Here is a 21682-nt window from a genome sequence, read left to right as displayed (position 1 = left end):
AAGACGGTAGCTTTATAATAGTCACTTCTCCGTTTTGGTTTAAGCTCTGCTGGATTGTTAAATAATTCGGCAGAGCTTTTTATTATCGGCAGATTTTAAAAATCGCATGCAAAAAGACTAAAATATTATATGTAAAAACCGATAATATAGTATATAATAGCAATAGTTCAAAATATAATTTCATTTTCAACTACAATTTAAGACATTATTTTTACTCATAGATTTTAGCAACAGATTTAGATTTCAAGGGGGATATTTAAATGAAGAGAAAAATTAGCGTACTTTTAACGATGGTGTTATTAATGTCGACAGTTATGCCTGCGCTGGGGATGGCGAATGAGAATATCATTAATGCCTCAGCAGTGGCTGGGGTACGATATAAAACACACGTACAGGATTTTGGCTGGGAAACAAACTGGGTAACTGACGGCGATCTTTCAGGGACTGTCAATTTAGGGAAGAGACTGGAAGCACTTCAAATTGAATTAACGGGGTCACTTCCTCAAGGCGCAACAATCGAAACTTCGGTTCATGTCCAAAACAAAGGTGGCTTAGGTCCTTTTGCCATGGGAACATCAGCGGGCACTTCAGGTCAATCGCTGCGCCTCGAGAGTATAAAACTTGAGCTGAAAAATATGCCAGGCTACACCTTGAAATACAATGTTCATGTCCAGAATAAAGGGTGGCTTAAGGACCAGTTGGATGATTCAACCTGGTTTAAAAGTGGCGAAAGCGCAGGGAGTAGCGGTGAGGGATTGCGGCTGGAAAGCATCCGCATCAAACTGGTTCAGGAAAATGATGCTTTTTTAGAATATCAGGCGGTTTTAGAAACAGTTGAGGAAGCTGATTACACCCCGGAATCCTGGGTGGTCTATCGGAGCATTGTTGAAGCCAATCTTATGAAGATCTCAGATCCTCCCGAAAAAATAAAAATTGCCACCGGGAAGATCGTAAAAGCTCAAAAAAACCTTGTTAAAGGAAAGAACCTGACCCGTTATAAGGCCGTACTTTCGGCAGCAGTTAAGTCCGAATACACCGAAGAAAGCTGGCTTGAATACCAAAAAGTGTTGGATGCTAACGTGGTGAGCCAATTAAATACCCAAAAAGAAATTGACAAAGCAACGGCGAATATTCTTGAAGCACAAAAAATGCTGCAAAGAAAGGTTGACTTCACAAGATACCAAGAAGCCCTGGCTGCTGTCCGAGAACCCGATTATACGGCTGATAGTTGGCTGGTTTATCAGCGAACGCTGTTAAGCATTGTTGTGACAGAAAACAGTAGCCAAACCGAGGTCGATGCGGCTACCCAGAAGGTGATTGAAGCCCAAAAGAGAATGGTCAGAAAATATGATTTCAGTGCCTATAATGCGCTGTTAGAAGCAGTCAAGCAAGAAGCTTACACAGATGTCAGTTGGGCCATTTATGAGATCATTGTCAGTCAGAATATAGTTGATCTGAATAATACGCAGAGCGAAATTGAAGAAGCCATTAAAAATATCGAAGCAGCCCAAAAAGAAATGATTAAGGCCAGTAACTTAATTGCTTATCAGGCGGCACTTAGTGTTGCCGCTAAAAGCGATTACACAACAGCATCCTGGCTGGAGTATCAGAAAGTTGTACAGGCGATTATTGTCACTAAAAATCATACTCAGGCTGAGGTTGATGCGGCAACAGAAGCAATCATTGCGGCTCAGAAAATGCTTGTTCGGGTTGGTGTTATGGCCGAATACGATGAACTTTTACTAAGCGTGAAGCGGACTGATTATACAACAAAATCATGGGAGGTATATCAAAAGGTAATTAATGATAATTATGTGACACCGACCAGTGGACAGATTGCTATTGATGCAGCAATCTTAAAAATTGCGGAAGCTCAAAGAAAACTGGTGCTTAGAGGTGATTTAACCAAATATATGGCCGCCAGAGAGGCCTGTAAGGAAAGTGAATACACCAGCAAAAGCTGGGCAGTTTATAAAAAAGTATTAGATACAAATATCCGCACCTATGATGATACGCAAGCGGTTATCAATACTTCAACGGCAAAGATTTTGGAGGCTCAAAAACTGCTTATCAAACGCGGAGATTTAACCGCTTATCGGGCACTTATTGATGTCAAAGCACAAGAACAGGATCTATATACGATTAAGTCATGGACAGCTTATCAGGCGATTGTCAGAAGAACTATCGTTACCGGCGATAATTCTCAAGCAGAAATAGACAAGGCGATTGAGACGATATCAGCGGCTCAAAATAGCCTGATCTTAAAAGGCGATTTGACCGAATATCAAAAGTTGTTAGCCCAGGGTGAAGCACTTAAAGCAACATCAACAACGACTTCATGGAAGGTATACGAAAAGGTTGTAAATGCCAATAAACGCACAACAGAGGATGCTCAGGAACTGATTTCAAAATCGATTCAAGCGATCACGGATGCCCAGTTAGAATTAGTTCCGATAGCTGCAGAGTATCAGGTTTATCTGAATTTGGTCGCAGAAAATGCTAAGAAGAAGATCGATTATCGTAAAGTACCGTGGAGTACCTATGAAAAAGTTGTTACTGCCAATAGAGTAACAGCAGAGGATAGTGCTGAAAAAATCGCTGCTGCCATTACTGCTATTCAAACAGCCTGGGGTGCTTTAAATGTCGACGGTTTGATAGCGCACGATGCCTATGCCGCCTACGAAAGTCTAAAAAGCAGTGCCAAGAAAGCCGATTATACGGCCGAATCCTGGGTTGATTACGAGATTGTGATAAAATTACCGGCTAATATTGTCAATAAAGAAAACAGTAAGCTCGAAATTGAAGCAGCGATAGCGGCCATAACAGCAGCCCAAACCAAGCTGATACCGGTTGGTCGATTTGATGAATTTATGAAGGCGATTTCTTTATACAGTTTTGATCTGCAAACAAAAAATGCCAAAGGAAATGGTGAGATTACACAAAGGTATATCGACTATTGCGGTGCAAATTATCCGCAGCATAGTTATTATCAATCTTGGGACTTTTATAGTACCGTTGTAAAAATGTATGCCAATTTTGACAACACCGGAAAAGGCGTTCCTAATGCCGAATATATCAGTGCTGATGCAGATAAGATAAACACGGCGACCAGGAATATTCTCACCGCTAAGAATGCGGTTAAAACAATTATTGATATGACACCTTATTATACCGAGGTTGCAAAAGTACCCTTAAAAGAAATAACCGATCAGGAAGCAGCGGCAGCGAAGTACACAAAATCAAGCTTATCGGCTTACCTTTCGGTGTACAATAATATTGAGAATACACTAATGGCGGAGCCGATCAAGATTAAGACTAGCACTGTTGTTTTAGAAGCTGCCAAACAACTGGCAGCAGCACAACAATTCTTAAAGGAAAAACCGCAGATCGGTCTTGGAACCAAGTTTGGGAACGCAGTTGAGCAGTTTTTAATTGCAAAAGCCCAAAGTGCTCTTTACACAAAAAGCACCTGGGAACCTTATGAAACAGCTTACAATAGCTATATAACCGGCTATAGTGTCGAGAAGAATACGCAAACAGAATACGATTTAGCAGGTGGCGAACTTGAAAAATTAAGAGGGGCACTTGTAAAAACACCAGAAGCCAGTGCCGCCGAGGCTGCGGAGACAGCCCTTAGTGATTATGAAACAAAATCGGCAGCGACGGTAGATTTTTTAATAGGTGCCAATCAGAATGATGCAACATCAGCAAAAACTGAAGCCGAAGCTAAAATAACAGCTTATAAAAATGTTTCCGGAGGAACTGTCTTTGATGCCAGAAAAACAGCCGCCGACCTACGTTATAACGCTGCTAGCACAATCAAAACCGCACATACCGCTGCCACAACAGCTAAGACTGGATTTGAAGCTGGCATTACCCCGGCAACAACCGCAGCCTTAAAAACAGCACTAGAAAACCTGACAACAGCGGCGGTAAACAACTCACAGGCAACGGCTACCGTTGCGGCAGCGAATACCTATGTTACCGATACTAAAGCAGCGGCAAAAACAAGTCTGGAAAATGCTTTTGAAGTCATAATGGCTGATCAAACTACTCATAAAGGTAAGTTCAGTGTAACAGCACCATGGCTGGTAGCCGCTGATTGTTATGATCCAACTAAGTTTAGCGTTACAGTCAGCGACAGTAACAAGTTAGAAGTAGTCGCTGAGGATCCCAATATGATTGTCAGAGCTACATCAACAGACGATATAGGGGATACTGATACGGTTATTATAAAACCATCAACGGCGAACCCTATTGAGACCTATTTTGGACTGACAAAGCAATATACGATTGCATTAAAGAAAAATGATGGTTCTGTAAGTATTGGCGATCCGTTTGAAATTACATCAATCTCAACACCTTAGCTTTTTAAGAAAAAGCTGACAAAGCATAAAAAAACAACGAACCGTTATCCGGTTCGTTGTTTTTTTCAGTTATTCACAAATGGTCTGGCGGTTTTGCCGGGAGCGGGATCACCTTTTGGGACAACCAGAATTCGAAGCCCTTCTAAACGGTAGCCAAAGCCGGCAGTACCCGATTCTTCACCATTTTTAGCCCAATCCAGCCAGCCGAAATTTTCAGCATGAACCTGGTAGTAGACATCAAACAGATCTGAATCTAAGCCGCTTAGATTTATTTTAATCGCTTCTAAGCGCAAACCCTTTCCTGTTGTTCCGCTGATAAAACCAGCGTTTTGAGGTTCCTGCCAACCAATATTCTGAATATGGGTGCTATAGGATACACTCAAATTATAGTTTGACTTTGAAATTAAATAGATCCGGACGCCTTCAAGCCGTAACCCTTCTCCAAAGGTTCCACTAACTGCTCCGTTTTGAGCCCAGTCTTGCCAGCCGACGTTTTGAACGTGGGTGCTATAATGGGTCGAAATATCTTGTTCTGGTTTTAGAATCTGATAATTATCAATCGTTTTGGTGGCGATATTGCCGCGGGAATCTTTTATTTCAACTGTGAGCCCATATATTCCAGCCTGTGTTGGTTTGAAGTCGGCCGTATTGGCGGCCGAAAAGTTCTGTATGGTGGTGGTCTCAGCACCATATTGGTAATAGAACTTATATTCATAAGGGGCTTTACCATCACTGCCTTCAGCACGGAGTTGAATGCTTGTTTTGGGAAATTGTCCGGATGCCTTATCGGCTTCAAATTGTTTAACAATGGGTTTAGGGGCATCGATTATCTGAAAATCAGCGATGCTTTTGGTAGCCGTTTTTCCGGAGCGATCTTTTACATCCACCAATAGGATATAGCTGCCGGCAGTTTCCGGGATGAAGTTAGCGGTGGCGGCACTTGAAAAATCCTGAATAACAGATGTCTGTGATTCATTTTGATAGTAAAATTTATATTGATAGGAACCGCTGCCGCCGATGGCACTGGCAGTTAAAGCAATTGGTGTGCCTGCAATTTGGCCGGATTCTTTATCGGTGGTGAATGATGAAACACTTATTTTGGGGGAGCCGGACAGGGGGACGGCATAAAGCTTTCTAAAACCTTCTTCGTGGGTGCACCAGATCACCTCATTGTCAATTAATTGGGGATCACTTTCGCCCAGCTTAAACCCTGAGATGGACTGAACGTCGCTACTACGCTTTCCATTGCCATCGATTAAAACATATTTTAGATCTCCTGTTTGAGTGTTGTATTCGTCGATAATACTGAATTCCTGCCACAAAACCATGAGCTTATCATCAGTAATTTTCACCAATTTAGGAACCGAGCCAATCTTATCGGTATCGACATAGTTTGCCAGGGTGATTTGTTTGACATCGGCACTGTTAAGGCTGTTTTTGGGTAAAAGACAAAGTAAAATATCCCGTTGGTCCCGATCCAAACCGATCATTTCATAAGATGTATACTCCGTCACCTTTGAATGATCAATGGTATTCATAGCGACGATGTAATAATTGGCAGAGATTTCAAACCCGCCAACCGAAACACCGGTACAAACTGCCCCAATACGTCCCGGAATATTAAATAGGTCGACTTCAGAATATGTGCTGCCTGATTCTTTATTGAGAACAATTGACCGGGGATAGCCATCACCGTGATCAATTAATACATGGTCATTGCCGTCAAATTGAACATATTGGTCAAAGGAATGGCTGACATGATTGGCCTGGAATTGTCCCAGGTCATTTGTTACTGTCATCGTTTGGGTATCAACAATGATGGTCAGCTGAGACTGATGGTTTAACCCATCAGAGGTTATATATCGCTGCCGTGAGGTGTGCAGAACCAGTTCGTTGCCATGCTCACTCATTCTGCCGCAGGCAAAAGCGAAGGGGATTATTGTAAAACTGTCGCCTCCGGTAATTGAGACACTGTCAATCCGGTTGAAGTTTTTGTCATATCGGACAATCCGAATGACTTCTTTGGCGTTGTTTTCTTCACGGTTCTCCTGGCCAAAGGCAATATAGTTATATTGCTCACCATGATAAAAAGCACCAAAGATTGGCAATTCAAAATCAATGACTTTTTCAGAGATTAGTTGATTGTCAACGTCATAATCGGCTAGCGTTATTATTTTTCTTTTTTCGTTTGCCTCAACAACAGTTTTGCTACGATCATGATTATCGATAAGATAAGTCATAATAGTACTCTTCCACCGGAAAAAGGTCGATGAAAGCACATCAGAATAAATCGCATCGCCGTGGTATATTGTGCTGGCCTCAATAGCTTCAAAACCTGCCATTTCAATCTTTTTTTCGGGAACCAGCCCCTCTGCCGATACCGATACTGGGATTAAGCTGACTAAGATCATAATAATTAACAACCTGATTCCACTTTTTAGTAATTTTTGCATTTCTTATCCCCCTTCATTTTATAATATATTGTAACTGGAAGGGCTGAGAATTTCAAGATGTGGCAGGCGCTGTGACAAAAAAATAGTAAAATAAAAAGAGCTGCCAAAGAATTAGACTTTGGCAGCTCTTTTAGTTGATCGCAATGAGAGCGGTTAGGATACCGCATCGACAATTGCTTCCATCCCCGCCAAATCAAACCCCTCGGCGCAGTAAACCGAAAAATTGTAGTTTTCGGTGCTCCAGGTAGCCAAACCGGCTCCGTCGTCATACTGGAATAATACCTCAGCTCCGGAAAGATTGGTTTTTGTCTGGCCATTGTCAAACGCGCGATAAACCCCAGACCAATTCTCCACCTCGGGGTCAGCCTTTCGAACCGTGTAGCTGACGCCACCCAGGGCAAAGTCAGCCTGAGCGAGGTTGTCAGCGATCGTAAAATACTTGACATCTGTAATCCCAGCGGGTAAGCTTTCAAAGCTAAAGCCGATCGCGTCCTTGATTGCTTCACTTGAAGCATATTCCACCATCGGGTTAGGAATCTCAGTCTTGGAATCATCTTTTTTCTCGGCAGCAGGTGTGCAGCCAGTAAAAAGAAGGGCAGTCAGGGAAACTAGAATCAAGCTGGCTAAGATAAGTTTTTTTGATTTCATAGGATACCTCTCTTTAATTGTATATGACATGGGGACGTTTTATGACATGGGGACGTTTCGTTTGTCATGTTATTGGCGGCCGATTGAGAATGACCAAGGAGTCAGATCCTCGCCGCAACGACCCAAGTTAGCAGCGTAGTAAAAAATTCAAACCAGCGTAACGCATGAGTTCGTAGGGGCGGTTAGTACCCGCCCGCACGCTAACCTACATCATATCGGGCAGCTGGTGTCCTGGTTCACATGGGTAAACTGACTCTTGCCACTGGCATAATCGGCCACGCATTGGCCGTGTCCCAGCAACTTAAATTTATAACTCAGCAGCCCATCGAGCCCCACCGGGCCGCGGGCATGGAGCTTACCGGTGCTGATTCCCACCTCAGCGCCAAAGCCGAAACGGAAACCGTCGCTGAAACGGGTCGAGCAGTTCCAAAAAACTCCGGCGGAATCGACTAGGGTCATAAAGGTTTGGGCGGTCGCTTCGGTAGTAGTTAAAATCACATCGGTGTGGCCAGACCCGTAGGTGTTAATGTGATTAATCGCGGCAGCCAGATCAGGAACAATTTTTATCGATAGGATATAATCCAGATATTCGGTTTTCCAGTCGATTTCAGTGGCTGCTTCCACTGCGATAATCGCCTGGGTGGCGGTGTCGCCCTTAATATGAACACCCTTTGCTTCCAGTGCGGTTTTAAGTGATGGCAGTAGTGCTTCCGCAATGTTCTGATTAACCAGCAGCGTTTCTAAGGTATTGCAGGCCGCCACGTACTGGGTTTTGGAATCCACAATAATCGCGACAGCTTGCGCCAGATCAGCGTCCTCATGGACATAAACATGGCAGATGCCATCGGCGTGACCCATTACCGGGATATTGGAATTGTTCATAATATATTGAACAAAGCTATTCGAACCCCGGGGAATGATCAGATCAATGTACTGATCTAGCGCCAGCATGGCGGTGACGTCTTCGCGGGTTTCCAGATTTTGGATCCAATTAGCAGGTAGACCCACCGAAGCGGTAGCTTGATCAATAATTTTGGCCAGGATCCGATTGGTTTCCAGTGCTTCGCGACCGCCTTTTAAGAGCACGGCATTGCCGCTTTTCAGGCAAAGAGTCGAAATCTGCACAAAGGCATCAGGTCGAGATTCAAAAATAACCCCAATCACCCCGATTGGACAGGTGACCTTGTAGAGATCCAGACCTTCGTCCAGCTGGGTTGAGAGCTTGGTAGCTCCTAGTGGATCACTTAGTTCAATTAGACTGTGAATACCCTGGATCACGTCATTAATTTTGTCCGCATCAAAGGTCAGGCGCTTGAGCAGCGGAGCTCCCAGTTGCTCTTCCTTTGAGCGTTTCATGTCTGCCTGGTTGGCGGCGACAATGGCGTCGGTGTTTTCTTGCAGCGCTTTGGCAATCGCGAGCAGGCCAGCGTTGCGTTTTCTAGTATCGGTGGCGGCCAGTAAAATACCGGCCTCTCGGGCAATTTTTCCCAATTGTTCCATTTGCATGGGCGTGTCCTCCTTAAAATTTGGATTGGGTTTCCGGGCGTATGACATGGGGACGTTTCGTTTGTCATATCGCGGTTTGCTGCGGTTCAAAGGCGATGGTCTGAGGCTTTGGTCATCGGTGATCATCCATACCACCACAATTACTTGGCTAACAAATTATCGCGGATCTTCTTAAAATCTTTCTCCCGCAAATCGGTTTTTTCCATTAAATAGCTTTCGACATTTCCAAAATTGCTATTGACATAATCCATTGAAATCTTTAACCAGGCCGGCTTAACCCCGTAAAATTCCCAGAGGTGGTAATTTTCGATGCCCAGTTCCTCGGACATGATATTGCCCAGTAGGTTAAAGCTTTCATCAAAGGTCAGGTTGGTGAGGGTATAATCGGACAGGATTACCTCCTCCTTGACGCCCAACAGGCTTAAAATCAGATAGGTCATAAAGCCGGTGCGGTCTTTGCCGTTGGTGCAGTGGTAAAGAATCGGGAATTCTGATGGTTCGGTTAAATACTTAAGCACTTCGGCAAAGCGTTGGGCGCGGTCTTCGGTCTGGATTTTGTAGATGTGACGCATGAATTCATCGACAGCTCCGGGTTTGGTGAAATCCTTGTGATCCAGTTCCATATCGGCGCTTGAAAAAATCGGGAGCAGGTGATACTCGGCGGTTTTAGGGAGTCGGTCGGCCTGCCGTTCTGATTTGGATTTATTTCTAAAGTCAAAGACGTGTTTGAGTCGCAAAGCGGCAAAATAGGCCACGTCTTTATCGGAGAGATGAGCCAGTTCTTCACTGCGGATAACCTTCCGCCATTTTATCTTTCGGCCATCAATTCCGGTATAGCCGCCGATGTCGCGGATATTGATGGAGTTTTCCAGTTGGATCAGCCGTTTGCCCAGCTGGGTTTCTTCGCAGAAGATCAGATTATTTTCATCTTTAAAATTATACAGGATTCGTCCATTTGGCGCAATCAGCCCCGGATAAGTCTTTTTTGCTTGATCCGTTTTGATCGGATTAAGGTCTGCGGAGATGACTGCTTGCAGTTTATCTTGATCGAAAAGTTCTGTGGCTGACTGATTTTTAGCTGGTGAACTTTGGGTCAAAATAGCTTGCGGATTGGCTTTAAGGTTAGCATTAAGAACCGATGGGGTTTGCGCCAGCTGTTTTTTTTGGAGCAGCCTTCTCACCAGAAAATAGGCTGGAACGGCAGCAACAGCGCCGGCAATAATAGCGATGGTGGTTACTTTTTTCATTGATGATTTCCTTTCTGTGACTTCGTTAATTTCTAGTTTATATACAATGATAATGCAATGACAAGGCAATAACAATGCAATGATTATAAGTGATGACTATGTTATGATTATAGCATAAACTTAAGAAAAAAAGTCTTTAAAATGAGAGGAGTAATCATGAATACCATAAAAATTCAGGAACATGCCAGTAATCCACAAAAAACAGTGGGAATCTATTGCCATATACCATTTTGCCTAAAAAAATGTGCTTACTGCGATTTTGCTTCCTTTTCCTGTCTGGGTGAGGAGAAAATCACAGATTATTTTAAAGCCCTATATCAAGAAATAAAAAATTTTGCCGCAGTGAATATCGATTCGGTTAGGCCGGTCGTTGACACGATTTATTTTGGCGGTGGCACCCCATCCTCGGTTGCGGCTGAACATATTGAAAAAAGCCTGTTCCTTTTAAGGGAAGTCTTTGTGATTAAAGATGAGGCTGAGATCACGATCGAAATTAATCCGGGAACCTTAACCAAAGAAAAGGCCAGTCATTACAAAAAAGCGGGGATCAACCGGATCAGTATCGGCCTACAGGCCTGGCAGGACTTTCTGCTTAAAATCCTCGGTCGGGTTCACAGTCAGTCGGACTTTATTAAATCGATGGAGATTTTAAAAAGCACCGGCTTTGAAAACATCAGCGTCGATGTGATGGTGGGATTACCGGGTCAGAAGTTATTTGATGTGATCGAGACATTGACAGCGCTAATGGCGTTTTCGCCGACCCATCTGTCCTGTTACAGCCTGATTTTAGAGCCAGGCACTCCAATGGCCAACTGGGTTGAGGCAGGACAGCTTAATCTGCCGGATGAAGATGAGGAGCGGGAAATGCATTGGGCAGTGGATGCTTTTCTAAAGGAACAGGGCTACGCGCACTATGAAATCTCCAGTTACTGTAAACCGGGCTATCAAAGCCGCCACAATCTTAAATATTGGGAGCTGGCAAGCTATCTGGGCTTTGGCCTGGGTGCCCATGGTTACTATAATGGCAGGCGTTACGGCAATACCACTAAACTCAGTCAATATATTGATCGATTAACAGCCGGAGAATCCCCGGGAAGTTTAGAGCCGCTGATGGAAGCCCAGGAAATGATGAGTGAGTGGATGTTTTTAGGTTTGCGCAAGCTGGCTGGAATTCGGGAGGCTGATTTTATCGCCCGCTTTGGTCAGAGTTATTTTGTCTCTTATGGAGAAGTAATCAAGCCGCTGATTGCCGATGGCTTGTTGCAATGGGATGGCGTGGATTTAAAGCTGACACCGCGAGGACAAGACTTTGCCAATCAGGTATTTATGGCCTTTTTATAGATGAAATCAGATCAAAAAAATATCTTAAGAAAACTTTAAAAGGTGAGTAAGCTATTATAGAAACTAGTTGACAAAGTAGGAGCAGGATGTTATATTTAATTCAGATGTTAGCACTCGATTATTGTGAGTGCTAATAACGAGGTGAATCATGGAACTTAATGCACGTAAAAAGAAAATACTCGAAGTGATCATCCGTGATTACATCAATACCGCCGAGCCGGTTGGCTCCCGTACCCTTTCAAAAAGATGTAACCTGGGCATCAGCCCGGCGACCATCCGTAATGAAATGGCCGATCTTGAGGAATTAGGTTTTCTGGTTCAACCCCATACCTCTTCGGGACGGATTCCAACCCAGCAGGCCTATCGCTATTATGTGGATGAAATCATGGAGATTCAGAAACTTGAGAAAATGATCCGAACCGATATTCATCGCGGATTTTTGGATCACAATACCGAACTGGGGCCAACGATGTCCCATACGGCGCAGGTTCTATCACAGTTAACCAATTACACTGCGGTGGTTCTGGCACCTCGGGTTACAAATTTTAATTGCAAGCATGTTCAGATTGTTTCTTTAATTAAAAACAGGGTACTTATGGTAGTAGTGACCCAGGAGGGGATGGCCAAGAATATTGAGGTAACCCTTTCCCAGGAGGTTGACGCGATTCTGGCGCTAAAGCTTTCCAACGTGATCAATGGATTCTTGAAAAACACCATTCTCAGTGACATGAGTTCGGAGCTGATTGATCAGATTCAGGAAATGTCGCCAGCTGAAAGTAAGCTGATCCATGAGATTATCCCCCACCTCAAGAAAGCCTTAATGGAGGATGACTCAGAAGTTCACTCGACTGGGCTAACGAACCTTTTTAATTATCCGGAATTTAGTGATGTCAATAAGATCAAACAACTGATCAATATTGTCCAGGAAAAACAGGTATTGTCAGAAATGATGACATCCAAGGATGGCAATCGGGTCATTCGGATCAAAATAGGCAGCGAGAATGACAATGAAAATCTTAAGGATTTTAGCATTATCACCTCCACTTATGAACTGGATGGGGAGATGATGGGTGCCTTTGGGGTTATCGGGCCGACCCGGATGAACTATGACAATGTATCGTCAGTGCTTAATTACATTCGCAATGAGTTAAATTTACATATCTCAAATTTATTAATGAAATAGGTGATTATATGATAAAAGAAGAGGGAATCAAAACAGAAGAAATCAAAACAGAGACCATCGAAGAAAATGATAAAACCCGGATAGATGAAGCCGAACCGCTAACTGACGAGGAATTAACAGATGAAATTGACGAAGCGGTATCGCCAGAAGAGGTTTTGAAAGAGATTGTAAAGGAGGATGAGGCTATCTTGAATCGACTGGTTCGACTTCAGGCTGATTTTGAAAATTTCAAAAAGCGCAGTCAAAAAGAAAAAACAGAAATGTATCAGTTTGCATCAGAAAACTTTGCGACTAAGCTGTTGCCAGTTATGGACAACTTAGAACGAGCCGAAGCCGCCTTAACCGATGCCAGCGAGGAAGCCAGGGGTTATATTGACGGATTAGATATGGTTTTTAGACAGCTCAAGGATGTCCTTAAAGAAGAAGGTCTAGAAGAAATTGTTTGTGAAGGTCCCTTCGATCCGAATCTCCACCACGGTGTGGCGGTCGGTGCGGATGACGAAAAGGAAGACCAGGATATTATTGATGTTTTCCAAAAAGGCTACAAATTTAAGGGTAAGGTGATCCGGCCAGCGATGGTTAAGGTTTGCAGCAAATAAAAACATAGTAAATTAAGTTAATAGAATAAAGCAATATAAGTTGAATAAAATATTGTCCCGTAGGGGCGATCCGTGATGACCAAGGGGTCAGACCTTCGCCCGCACACTGCACAATTGGCAGTTCAACTTGCAAAAGTTTAATTCAACGTATGTAGAAACTAGTGTAAAAAATAAAACAGTCTAAAATTGAAAATTTGCAGGTGAAATCACCGGTTCGCAATTTTCATTTTAATAATATTCACTAAATAAAATCGTAAACATTCTTAGGAGGAAATAGATATGAGCAAAGAAAAAATTATCGGGATTGACTTAGGAACGACAAACTCTTGTGTAGCCGTTTTAGAAGGCGGTGAAGCCGTTGTTATCCCTAACGCAGAAGGAAATAGAACCACCCCATCAGTAGTAGCTTTTGCCAAAGATGGCGAACGACTAGTTGGACAGGTGGCCAAACGACAGGCAGTTACCAATCCGGATCGCACCATTTCTTCAATTAAACGTGATATGGGTACCGATCGCAAAGTAACAGTTGATGATAAAAATTATACACCACAGGAAATTTCAGCGATGATCCTGCAAAAATTAAAAGCCGATGCTGAAGCTTATCTGGGCGAAACGGTTAGTAAAGCGGTTATTACCGTTCCTGCATACTTTAGTGATGCCCAAAGACAGGCAACCAAGGATGCCGGCCGGATTGCCGGACTGGAAGTTCTAAGAATTATCAATGAACCAACTGCAGCAGCCTTAGCCTATGGTTTAGATAAAGATGCCAATGACAAGATCATGGTCTATGACCTTGGTGGCGGAACCTTTGATGTCTCGATCCTGGAGTTGGGCGATGGCGTTTTCGAAGTTAAGTCAACCAATGGGAATAATCACCTGGGTGGTGATGACTTCGACCAGAAAATCATCGATTGGATGGCAGCCGAGTTTAAGAAAACCCACGGACTTGATCTTAAAAATGATAAAATGGCACTTCAGAGACTTAAAGAAGCGGCTGAAAAAGCAAAAATTGAATTATCAACCGTTATGAAATCAGATATTAATTTACCCTTTATTACGGCAACAGCAGAGGGTCCTCAGCATTTAGAATTATCACTGACCCGAGCAAAATTTGATGAATTAACCTCAGACCTGGTCAAGAATACCATTGGACCAGTTGAAAAAGCCATGAAGGATGCCGGAATTTCCAAAAATGAATTGGATAAGGTCATTCTGGTTGGTGGTTCGACAAGAACACCGTCAGTACAGGATGCGGTTAAGAATATTACTGGTGAAGATGCCTATAAAGGCATTAACCCGGATGAATGTGTGGCCATCGGAGCGGCTATCCAGGCTGGTGTATTAGCAGGTGAAGTCCATGATGTATTACTTCTTGATGTAACCCCATTATCACTGGGTATTGAAACTCTGGGAGGTGTGTTTACCCGATTAATCGACCGAAATACCACCATCCCTACCAAGAAAAGCCAGACCTTCTCGACAGCAGCGGATAATCAGACCGCGGTTGACATCCATGTTTTACAGGGTGAACGAGAAATGTCCAAAGATAACAAAACCTTGGGACGCTTCCAATTAACCGGTATTCCATCAGCTCGACGTGGTATTCCACAAATTGAAGTAACCTTTGATATTGATGCCAATGGGATTGTTAATGTATCGGCTAAGGATATGGGAACCGGCAAGTCTCAAAATGTCGTGATTAAATCGACCACCAACATGAGTGATGATGAAATTGATAAAGCCGTTAAAGAAGCAGAACAACACGCAGAAGAAGATAAAAAAATTAAAGCCTTAATTGAAGCGAAAAATATTGCCGATTCAACCATCTATCAAACCGAGCAGTCATTAAAAGAAATGGAAGGCAAGGTTTCAGATGAGGATAAGGCTAAGGTTGAAGCAGCAATGACTGAACTGAAAACTGCCAGCGAAGGCGACGATGTCGAAGCCATTACCAAGGCGACCGAAGCACTCAATGAAGCCTTCTATCCACTAGCTCAGAAAATGTATGAAGAAGCAGCGGCTCAGCAAGCTCCTGACGAGCAAGATTCATCAGATCAAGGCGATGATGATGATGTTGTCGATGCTGAATATGAGGAAGTAAAAGAGTAAGATTTGCCTGTAACCGGCAAAAACCAGTGGCAGCCAAGGCTGCCACTCTTTTTCGTGGAGGCAACGAGCCAAGTGGGTTTGGTGTGCCGTACCGACCAATTGTTAATCTGTTGTTCGCCGCGGAATCGGACAGGCTCTGCCGTGTCTGCTCCGATGCGTACAACATGATGTAACAATTGTCGGTACTAATATTAAGGTTTGTTTCCAACTTTTGGGAATACCACGCTCTACGAAAAAAGGCTTTGACACGTTGCTTCAAAAAGGTATAATTAATAGTTGGTTAGTTGGCGTTTAGGATTCAAAAGAGGTGAGAGTATTTATGAGTGAAAAAAGAGATTACTATGAGGTGCTGGGGGTCGGTAAAGATTCCAGCCCGGATGAGATAAAAAAAGCCTATCGAAAAAAGGCCATGGAATTCCATCCGGATAAAAATCCGGGGGATAGTGTTGCTGAAGAAAAATTCAAGGAAGCCAATGAAGCCTATGAAATCTTAAGCGACGAAGAGAAAAAATCCCGTTATGATCAATATGGCCATGCCGGGGTAGACCCCAGTGCCGGCGGTTACGGCGGTGGCGGTTTTAGTGGCGGTGGCTTTGGCGGTTTTGAGGATATCTTTGGCGATATTTTTAGTGCCTTTGGCGGCGGCGGCGGATTTGGCGGCGGTCGTGGCGGTCGTCGTTCCAACCGTGGATCGGATATGAAGATCAATATCAATCTGTCTTTCCATGAGGCTGTTTTTGGTATTGAAAAGAAGATTAAAATCAAACGTAACGAAGAGTGTGGAAGCTGTGGTGGCTCAGGAGCCGAAAAAGGCTCAACGTCAAAAACCTGTGATCAATGCGGCGGTGCCGGTCAGGTTTATGTCCGCCAACAGACTCCGTTTGGAACGGTTCAGCAGGTTCACACCTGCGACAAGTGCCATGGTGAAGGCAAAATCATTGATAAACCCTGTCCCACCTGTCATGGCTCCGGCCTTGAATCCAAGGAACGCACCATCAGTATCAAAATCCCAGCTGGGGTATACGACGGCTCGATTCTGCCACTAAGAGGCCAGGGCAATGCCGGGCCAAACCATGGCAGTACCGGAGATTTGCTAGTCTATATCAGTGTCCGCGAAGATCCCTTATTTAAACGAAACGATGACGATATTTACTATGAACTGCCGATCACCTATGCTCAGGCAGCCATGGGCGACAGCATTGTGGTGCCTACCATTGACAGCAAGATCAAGCTTAAAATACCAGAAGGTACCCAAAACGGCAAGGTTTTCCGCTTAAAAGGAAAAGGCGTTCCCAACGTCAATGGTCGTGGTCGCGGTGATCAATTTATCACCATCAAAGTGGAAGTGCCGCGTAAGCTTAATCGTGAACAGCGCCATGCGCTCAATGAGTATGCCAAGGTTGCCGGTGAAGATGCTCACCCTGAAGGCAAGCGTTTCTGGTCGCGGGTAGAAGCTGAGGAAAAGGAAAGTCATCCTAAAAAAGATGCCTGATCGTCTTTAGGTTATCGAGAACTTAACGTGCCGAACAATTGTCGGTACTACATTAATGCTTAAAATTTTAAATGCCGGAGAAATCCGGCATTTTTTAGTTGACAAAGAAAAGTATCAGGCATATAATGAACCTAGCTAATCATATCGAAATGATATGATTTAAAGAATGCAATCAAAAAAATAATTGATTAATAATTTAATGAATAAAGTGAGGTAAGAAGATGTCTAAAATTGCAAAAAATCTAACCGATTTAATTGGCAATACACCCTTATTGGAATTATCGAACTACGAAAAAAGCCTGGAGCTGGAAGCCAAGCTAATCGCCAAGCTGGAATATTTTAATCCGCTATCCTCAGTCAAGGATCGGATTGGTTTTGCGATGATTGAAGCCGGCGAAAAAGCCGGGCTGATCAAAGAAGGTACCGTAATTATCGAACCAACCAGTGGTAACACTGGGGTTGGGCTGGCCTTTGTAGCCGCCGCCAAAGGTTATCGCATTATTTTAACAATGCCGGAAACCATGAGTGTTGAACGGCGCAATTTGCTTTCGGCACTCGGCGCGGAGTTGGTATTGACACCAGGGGCAACCGGAATGAAGGGTGCTATCGCTAAAGCCACTGAATTGGCAGAAACCATTCCCAATGCTTTTATGCCGCAACAGTTTGAAAACCCCGCCAATCCCGAAATTCATCGCCAAACGACTGCCATTGAAATCTGGAATGATACCGATGGTCAAGTGGATATTTTTGTAGCTGGCATTGGCACCGGAGGAACCATAACCGGAGTCGGTGAAGTATTAAAAGAAAAGAAAGCCGGGGTTCAAATTATTGCGGTTGAACCGGAGGCTTCACCGGTCCTATCCGGCGGTAGTCCCGGACCCCATAAGATTCAGGGAATTGGAGCCGGTTTTGTCCCAGGGGTTTTAAATACGGCTGTTTATGATGAAATTATTAAAGTCAGTAATGACAACGCCTTTAAGACCGCAAGAGAGGTTGCTCAAAAAGAAGGTCTGCTAGTTGGAATTTCTTCCGGAGCGGCTCTGTATGCCGCTACTGAGCTGGCCAAACGTCCTGAAAACAAGGGAAAAACGATCGTGGTACTATTGCCGGATACCGGCGAACGCTATCTGTCAACGGGGTTATATACGTCATGAAAATATCAACAAAAGGGCGATATGCCCTGCGCCTGATGCTGGACCTGGCGATTAACAATACCGGCGAATATATTCCCATCAAACGGATTGCTGAGCGTCAGGAGATTTCAGAAAAATATTTAGAGCAAATCATCACCCAGATTTCACGAGCAGGCTTTGTTAGAAGTGTTCGGGGATCGCAAGGGGGTTACCAACTGGCCAATCCGCCGGAAGCATACACGGTTGGGATGATTTTACGGCTGATGGAAGGTGAATTATCTCCGGTAGCCTGCTTGGATGAGCCGGGTAGCTGTGACCGTGCCGACCGCTGTGTTACTGTTGATATCTGGCGGCAAATCAAAGATGCAGTAGAAAATGTGGTCGATAATATCACCTTGGCTGACTTGGTCAAGTCGTATCATGAAAAAGGTAATTGCGAGTATTTTATTTAGAAGTGACCTTAAAAGAAAGCGAGGGCAGTGGATGAGGCCAGTCGGAAAGGTAGCAGCCATTTATCAAAGTGTCAAAAAGGGTCAGCGGATTCACTTGGATCAGCCGGCTCAATTCATAGAGGGTTTTGGTCTTGAAGGAGACAGCCACGGCGGTCGCGACAAGCGGCAGGTTTGTCTGATCGGTCGCGACAGCAAGAAACGGCTGGCTGAAATGAATGGGGTCGGTTTGTGTACCGACAGATTCAACGAAAATATTACAACTGCAGATATCAAACTGTTTAAACTGCCACTGGGTAGCCGGGTGAAGATCGGGGAAACACTTCAGGAAATAACCCAGATTGGCAAGAAATGTTTTGGCTGTGAAATCGCAGACCAAGACGGAAAATGTATATTGGCCAATGAAGTGGTTTTTACGGCTGTGATCGAAGGCGGCTACATTAAAGAAGGTGACCCCATTACGGTCATCGAATAAGGTCTAATAACTAGCAGAATCGTGAATTCAGAGTTGGCTAGAACGGCATAGCCGGGCAAAATAGAAAAACATAATAACATAAAATACCGCTGTTTTCATTTCTGAAAACAGCGGTATTTTGCGTTGTTAAGCCAGGTTTTTTAGTAACTGGATATAGTCGCTTATGCTGGTATAATTTTTATGGTTTCGCATCACTTCCCTGGCAATGTCCATGCCCAGGAGACAGGGAAGCAGTCGTTTTGATTCCGGAAGCCGCAGCAGATCATAGCAGATGCCGCGGTTAGATAAACGCGATAGGACATTGACCCCTGTGTATGACAAGGCGTTCTGAAGCTGATCGATCAGATAGGCATCGACATCGAGGCTTTTTAAGCTGTAGCTTTCATCACGGTGGGTTTCAACCAGCTGGCGAAATTCGTTGTGAAAGGTGCGATAGAGATCGGTGATAGTAGTCAGTAGATAGGCCTGAAAATCGGCCTTTTCGGTGGCCGTTGGCGACTCATCGCCAAACCAGGAAATGTAGTTCAGGGTTAAACTGCCAGTGAGTCGGCCAAAATCCTGAGCCAGCGGCCCGAAGCCGGCAAACTCGCCATCGATGATCCGCACGTCATCAAAGCTGATCATGATGTTGGAGCTATGAAGGTCAGTATGGATTAGACATTCCTTGTCATGTAAAAATTTATTTTCCAGACGTTTGAATTCGGCCTGAATCTGAGGATCATCGACCAGGAGGGCACGTTTTTCGTCGGTGCCAGAAACCATCTCCCGCTCCCAGGAAACACCGATGCTTTCGCGAAAAAGAAAGGGGGCCAGAGCCGTGTATTCCGGATTAATAAAAAACCGTTCAACTTCGGATTTTTTATAATTAGTCAAATGTAAATTGGATGAGAAAAAAAGATTACGGGCAAAAAAGGCGCCAATCTTAGCAGTAAAATGGCCGTGTTTAACCATTCGGCAGAGTTCAAAACGGAGCAGGCTCAAATCCATTAAATCTTCCATGACAATGATCCGGTTGGGTTCATCAAAGAGGTATATTTCAGGACTGATGCCGGGATAGACCGAGTTCCAAAAAATTAGGGTGGCAATCTCTGAACGCATCCGTCCCAGATCGAGGATCCAGCCTTCGCCATTAGTTTCTTCGACAGTATTATTTTTTTCGTCCTCGATCCGAAACCGCGGCAGCGAGAGCATTTGTTTCATGATCACTGATTTCCCGGATTGGTCGTAAACATGATAGATTAAGTTAACAAAGCCTTCAATACTTTCTTTTACTGCGTGCAAATCGACCACGCTAAGGTCGGCATCGGCAGGAAAGACCTTCTTTTCTTTAAGATAACTGGCAACGCCTGCCACTGTTAAATTGCCATAGCTGTCATAGGTCATTTTTTCACTTCCTTATTTATTGCGGTGTGGTTCCATATAATGGTGGATAGCAGCTTCTAACTCGGGGATTCCTTCGCTGTTATAGGCACTGACCACATAGATATGTTTGGGGTTGACACCGGCATAGATCAGCAGGTTGCGACTGCGTTTAATATTACATTCGGGCAGGTCAGTTTTTGTGATCACACCAATCGAGGGAATATTATAGGTATGGATAAAATTCGGTGGAAAGGCATTCTGGGAATCCATACAGGAACAGACCAGGATCACCAGCCCGGCATCCATCGTAATATTGATGGCCTGGCGTGAAAAAAACGGGAGTTCGATAAACTCCCCAGGGGTGTCAATAAAATCGTCGTAGTAACTGACCATTTGGGTCTTGGAATACTTAAGTTCTTCTTCATTTAAGCGTTGCATCAGGGTGGTTTTGCCGCTGCCAATTTTTCCGATGAGGGCCACCCGTTTTCGATTGCTGGCCATTTACTTAAGAGTAGGTGATTTTAGGAATGTCGAATCCTAAAATATGGTTAAGGGTATTGAGGATTTCAGAAACGGCAGCTTTGACATCACTAACCCGACCGGTGATGACAAGCGAACCACTGAAACGATCGAGAAAACCGATTTCGACCGGGGCGGCTTTGGTTGCGGCATCAGCGGCGATAATGGCGGCTTCACTGGGGGTGATGGTCAAAATGCCGATGGCATCGGAGGCTTCGTCATCCAGACCCAGTTTAATATAGATATCATTTTTAGGTTTGGCAATAATATGAGCCAGGGTTACCTGTTTACCAGGAACGTATTCTTGTATCGAACGGTTCTTTTTTTCAGTTTCCATCTTGTCACCTTTTCTAAGTGTATTTTTGATATTTGAATGCGATTTTTAAACCGCCGTCCCGACCAATGACCAGGGGGTCAGACCCTTGTTAATCTGTTGTTTGCTGCGGGATCGGACAGGCTACGCCGTGTCCGCCCCGATGCAAAGGGTCTGACCTCTAGGTCACAACATGATGTAACAATTGTCGGTACTGGTTCAGCACTTGCTTTAAAGTTTGTATTTATTTAACTGTGATCATTATAGCACTAAACTGGAAGCCGTTACATCCATTAACGATATTTTACAGAAAGCCGGCAAAAAATTTCTGTATCCACGTTGTGCCGTACCGACCAATTATTAATCTGTTGTTTGCTGCGGGATCGGACAGGTTTAACAACCTGTTCGCCCTGATGGTGATGCTGGGCAACCAGGCGTTCGCTTTCCCGCTGGTCAACGTCAACGAAATCTTCCACCTCGACCTGT

Annotated in this window: 17 protein-coding genes; 9 read left to right on the top strand and 8 right to left on the bottom strand. The window is 44.1% G+C overall.

Annotation, left to right across the window (positions count from 1 at the left end):
- The first annotated feature begins 260 nt into the window (after positions 1–260).
- Entirely contained in the window at positions 261–4367 is a 4107-nt protein-coding gene (locus QZ998_RS14090; protein WP_296561473.1) for a hypothetical protein, read from the top strand.
- A 65-nt stretch (positions 4368–4432) separates the two neighbouring features.
- Here QZ998_RS14090 and QZ998_RS14085 read toward each other — a convergent pair whose 3' ends face one another.
- The 4 genes from QZ998_RS14085 to QZ998_RS14070 all read right to left on the bottom strand — a co-directional run bounded on the left by QZ998_RS14085 (position 4433) and on the right by QZ998_RS14070 (position 10221).
- Positions 4433–6820, bottom strand: a complete 2388-nt coding sequence (locus QZ998_RS14085; protein WP_296561472.1) for an Ig-like domain repeat protein — start codon at positions 6818–6820, stop codon at positions 4433–4435.
- A gap of 153 nt (positions 6821–6973) precedes the next feature.
- A complete protein-coding gene (locus QZ998_RS14080; RefSeq protein ID WP_296561471.1) occupies positions 6974–7468 on the bottom strand; it encodes a hypothetical protein in 495 nt (164 codons plus the stop codon).
- Between the two features lie 210 nt (positions 7469–7678).
- Positions 7679–9022 (bottom strand): glutamate-5-semialdehyde dehydrogenase, encoded by a 1344-nt coding sequence (locus QZ998_RS14075; RefSeq protein ID WP_296561474.1) that lies wholly within the window; start codon positions 9020–9022, stop codon positions 7679–7681.
- Between the two features lie 92 nt (positions 9023–9114).
- Positions 9115–10221, bottom strand: coding sequence for a tyrosine-protein phosphatase (locus tag QZ998_RS14070; protein WP_296561470.1), 1107 nt, complete (start codon positions 10219–10221; stop codon positions 9115–9117).
- A 156-nt stretch (positions 10222–10377) separates the two neighbouring features.
- Here QZ998_RS14070 and hemW point away from each other — a divergent pair, with 156 nt between their 5' ends.
- The 8 genes from hemW (at position 10378) to QZ998_RS14030 (ending at position 19002) form a co-directional block, all read left to right on the top strand.
- On the top strand, positions 10378–11562 hold the full coding sequence (gene hemW, locus QZ998_RS14065; protein WP_296561469.1) for a radical SAM family heme chaperone HemW: 1185 nt from the start codon (positions 10378–10380) through the stop codon (positions 11560–11562).
- A gap of 148 nt (positions 11563–11710) precedes the next feature.
- Positions 11711–12745: a heat-inducible transcriptional repressor HrcA gene (hrcA, locus tag QZ998_RS14060; RefSeq protein ID WP_296561468.1), complete on the top strand. Its 1035-nt coding sequence runs from the start codon at positions 11711–11713 to the stop codon at positions 12743–12745.
- A gap of 8 nt (positions 12746–12753) precedes the next feature.
- Positions 12754–13344: a nucleotide exchange factor GrpE gene (gene grpE, locus QZ998_RS14055; protein WP_296561467.1), complete on the top strand. Its 591-nt coding sequence runs from the start codon at positions 12754–12756 to the stop codon at positions 13342–13344.
- 279 nt (positions 13345–13623) lie between these two features.
- Positions 13624–15453 (top strand): molecular chaperone DnaK, encoded by a 1830-nt coding sequence (gene dnaK / locus QZ998_RS14050; RefSeq protein WP_296561465.1) that lies wholly within the window; start codon positions 13624–13626, stop codon positions 15451–15453.
- A 319-nt stretch (positions 15454–15772) separates the two neighbouring features.
- Entirely contained in the window at positions 15773–16945 is a 1173-nt protein-coding gene (dnaJ, locus tag QZ998_RS14045; RefSeq protein ID WP_296561464.1) for a molecular chaperone DnaJ, read from the top strand.
- 221 nt (positions 16946–17166) lie between these two features.
- Complete coding sequence (gene cysK / locus QZ998_RS14040) at positions 17167–18099, top strand: cysteine synthase A (protein WP_296561463.1); 933 nt, start codon at positions 17167–17169, stop codon at positions 18097–18099.
- Positions 18096–18530, top strand: coding sequence for an Rrf2 family transcriptional regulator (locus tag QZ998_RS14035; protein WP_296561462.1), 435 nt, complete (start codon positions 18096–18098; stop codon positions 18528–18530). Before cysK ends, QZ998_RS14035 begins: the two co-directional genes overlap by 4 nt.
- Before the next feature lie 31 nt (positions 18531–18561).
- Positions 18562–19002 carry an MOSC domain-containing protein gene (locus QZ998_RS14030; RefSeq protein ID WP_296561461.1) on the top strand — a complete coding sequence of 147 codons (441 nt, stop codon included), beginning with the start codon at positions 18562–18564 and terminating at the stop codon, positions 19000–19002.
- 126 nt (positions 19003–19128) lie between these two features.
- Here the strand turns inward: QZ998_RS14030 and QZ998_RS14025 are convergent, their stop codons facing one another.
- From QZ998_RS14025 to QZ998_RS14010, 4 genes are all read right to left on the bottom strand, one after another.
- Positions 19129–20385 carry a phosphotransferase gene (locus QZ998_RS14025; protein WP_296561460.1) on the bottom strand — a complete coding sequence of 419 codons (1257 nt, stop codon included), beginning with the start codon at positions 20383–20385 and terminating at the stop codon, positions 19129–19131.
- A 12-nt stretch (positions 20386–20397) separates the two neighbouring features.
- Entirely contained in the window at positions 20398–20865 is a 468-nt protein-coding gene (locus QZ998_RS14020; protein ID WP_296561459.1) for a EutP/PduV family microcompartment system protein, read from the bottom strand.
- Positions 20866–20869: 4 nt separating this feature from the next.
- The gene (locus QZ998_RS14015; protein ID WP_296561457.1) at positions 20870–21220 is read right to left on the bottom strand and encodes a BMC domain-containing protein; all 351 of its coding nucleotides are present in this window, start codon (positions 21218–21220) and stop codon (positions 20870–20872) included.
- Between the two features lie 269 nt (positions 21221–21489).
- On the bottom strand, positions 21490–21682 hold a 193-nt coding region (locus QZ998_RS14010), incomplete at its 5' end, for a hypothetical protein (protein WP_296561456.1).

The organism is uncultured Acetobacterium sp., from assembly GCF_927416815.1.
Classification (GTDB): Bacteria; Bacillota; Clostridia; order Eubacteriales; family Eubacteriaceae; genus Acetobacterium.
The sequence above is the reverse complement of the archived record's forward strand: the minus strand, read 5'-3'. Positions and strand labels throughout refer to the sequence as shown.

What these genes read in the sequence shown, in the direction of transcription:
- QZ998_RS14015 (WP_296561457.1), bottom strand. Translation starts at nt 21,220, where the DNA reads ATGGAAACTGAAAAAAAGAACCGTTCGATACAAGAATACGTTCCTGGT.
- QZ998_RS14085 (WP_296561472.1), bottom strand. Translation starts at nt 6,820, where the DNA reads ATGCAAAAATTACTAAAAAGTGGAATCAGGTTGTTAATTATTATGATC.
- hemW (WP_296561469.1), top strand. Translation starts at nt 10,378, where the DNA reads ATGAATACCATAAAAATTCAGGAACATGCCAGTAATCCACAAAAAACA.
- hrcA (WP_296561468.1), top strand. Translation starts at nt 11,711, where the DNA reads ATGGAACTTAATGCACGTAAAAAGAAAATACTCGAAGTGATCATCCGT.
- QZ998_RS14090 (WP_296561473.1), top strand. Translation starts at nt 261, where the DNA reads ATGAAGAGAAAAATTAGCGTACTTTTAACGATGGTGTTATTAATGTCG.
- QZ998_RS14025 (WP_296561460.1), bottom strand. Translation starts at nt 20,385, where the DNA reads ATGACCTATGACAGCTATGGCAATTTAACAGTGGCAGGCGTTGCCAGT.
- cysK (WP_296561463.1), top strand. Translation starts at nt 17,167, where the DNA reads ATGTCTAAAATTGCAAAAAATCTAACCGATTTAATTGGCAATACACCC.
- QZ998_RS14070 (WP_296561470.1), bottom strand. Translation starts at nt 10,221, where the DNA reads ATGAAAAAAGTAACCACCATCGCTATTATTGCCGGCGCTGTTGCTGCC.
- QZ998_RS14035 (WP_296561462.1), top strand. Translation starts at nt 18,096, where the DNA reads ATGAAAATATCAACAAAAGGGCGATATGCCCTGCGCCTGATGCTGGAC.
- QZ998_RS14030 (WP_296561461.1), top strand. Translation starts at nt 18,562, where the DNA reads ATGAGGCCAGTCGGAAAGGTAGCAGCCATTTATCAAAGTGTCAAAAAG.
- dnaJ (WP_296561464.1), top strand. Translation starts at nt 15,773, where the DNA reads ATGAGTGAAAAAAGAGATTACTATGAGGTGCTGGGGGTCGGTAAAGAT.
- QZ998_RS14020 (WP_296561459.1), bottom strand. Translation starts at nt 20,865, where the DNA reads ATGGCCAGCAATCGAAAACGGGTGGCCCTCATCGGAAAAATTGGCAGC.
- QZ998_RS14080 (WP_296561471.1), bottom strand. Translation starts at nt 7,468, where the DNA reads ATGAAATCAAAAAAACTTATCTTAGCCAGCTTGATTCTAGTTTCCCTG.
- QZ998_RS14075 (WP_296561474.1), bottom strand. Translation starts at nt 9,022, where the DNA reads ATGTCATACGCCCGGAAACCCAATCCAAATTTTAAGGAGGACACGCCC.
- dnaK (WP_296561465.1), top strand. Translation starts at nt 13,624, where the DNA reads ATGAGCAAAGAAAAAATTATCGGGATTGACTTAGGAACGACAAACTCT.
- grpE (WP_296561467.1), top strand. Translation starts at nt 12,754, where the DNA reads ATGATAAAAGAAGAGGGAATCAAAACAGAAGAAATCAAAACAGAGACC.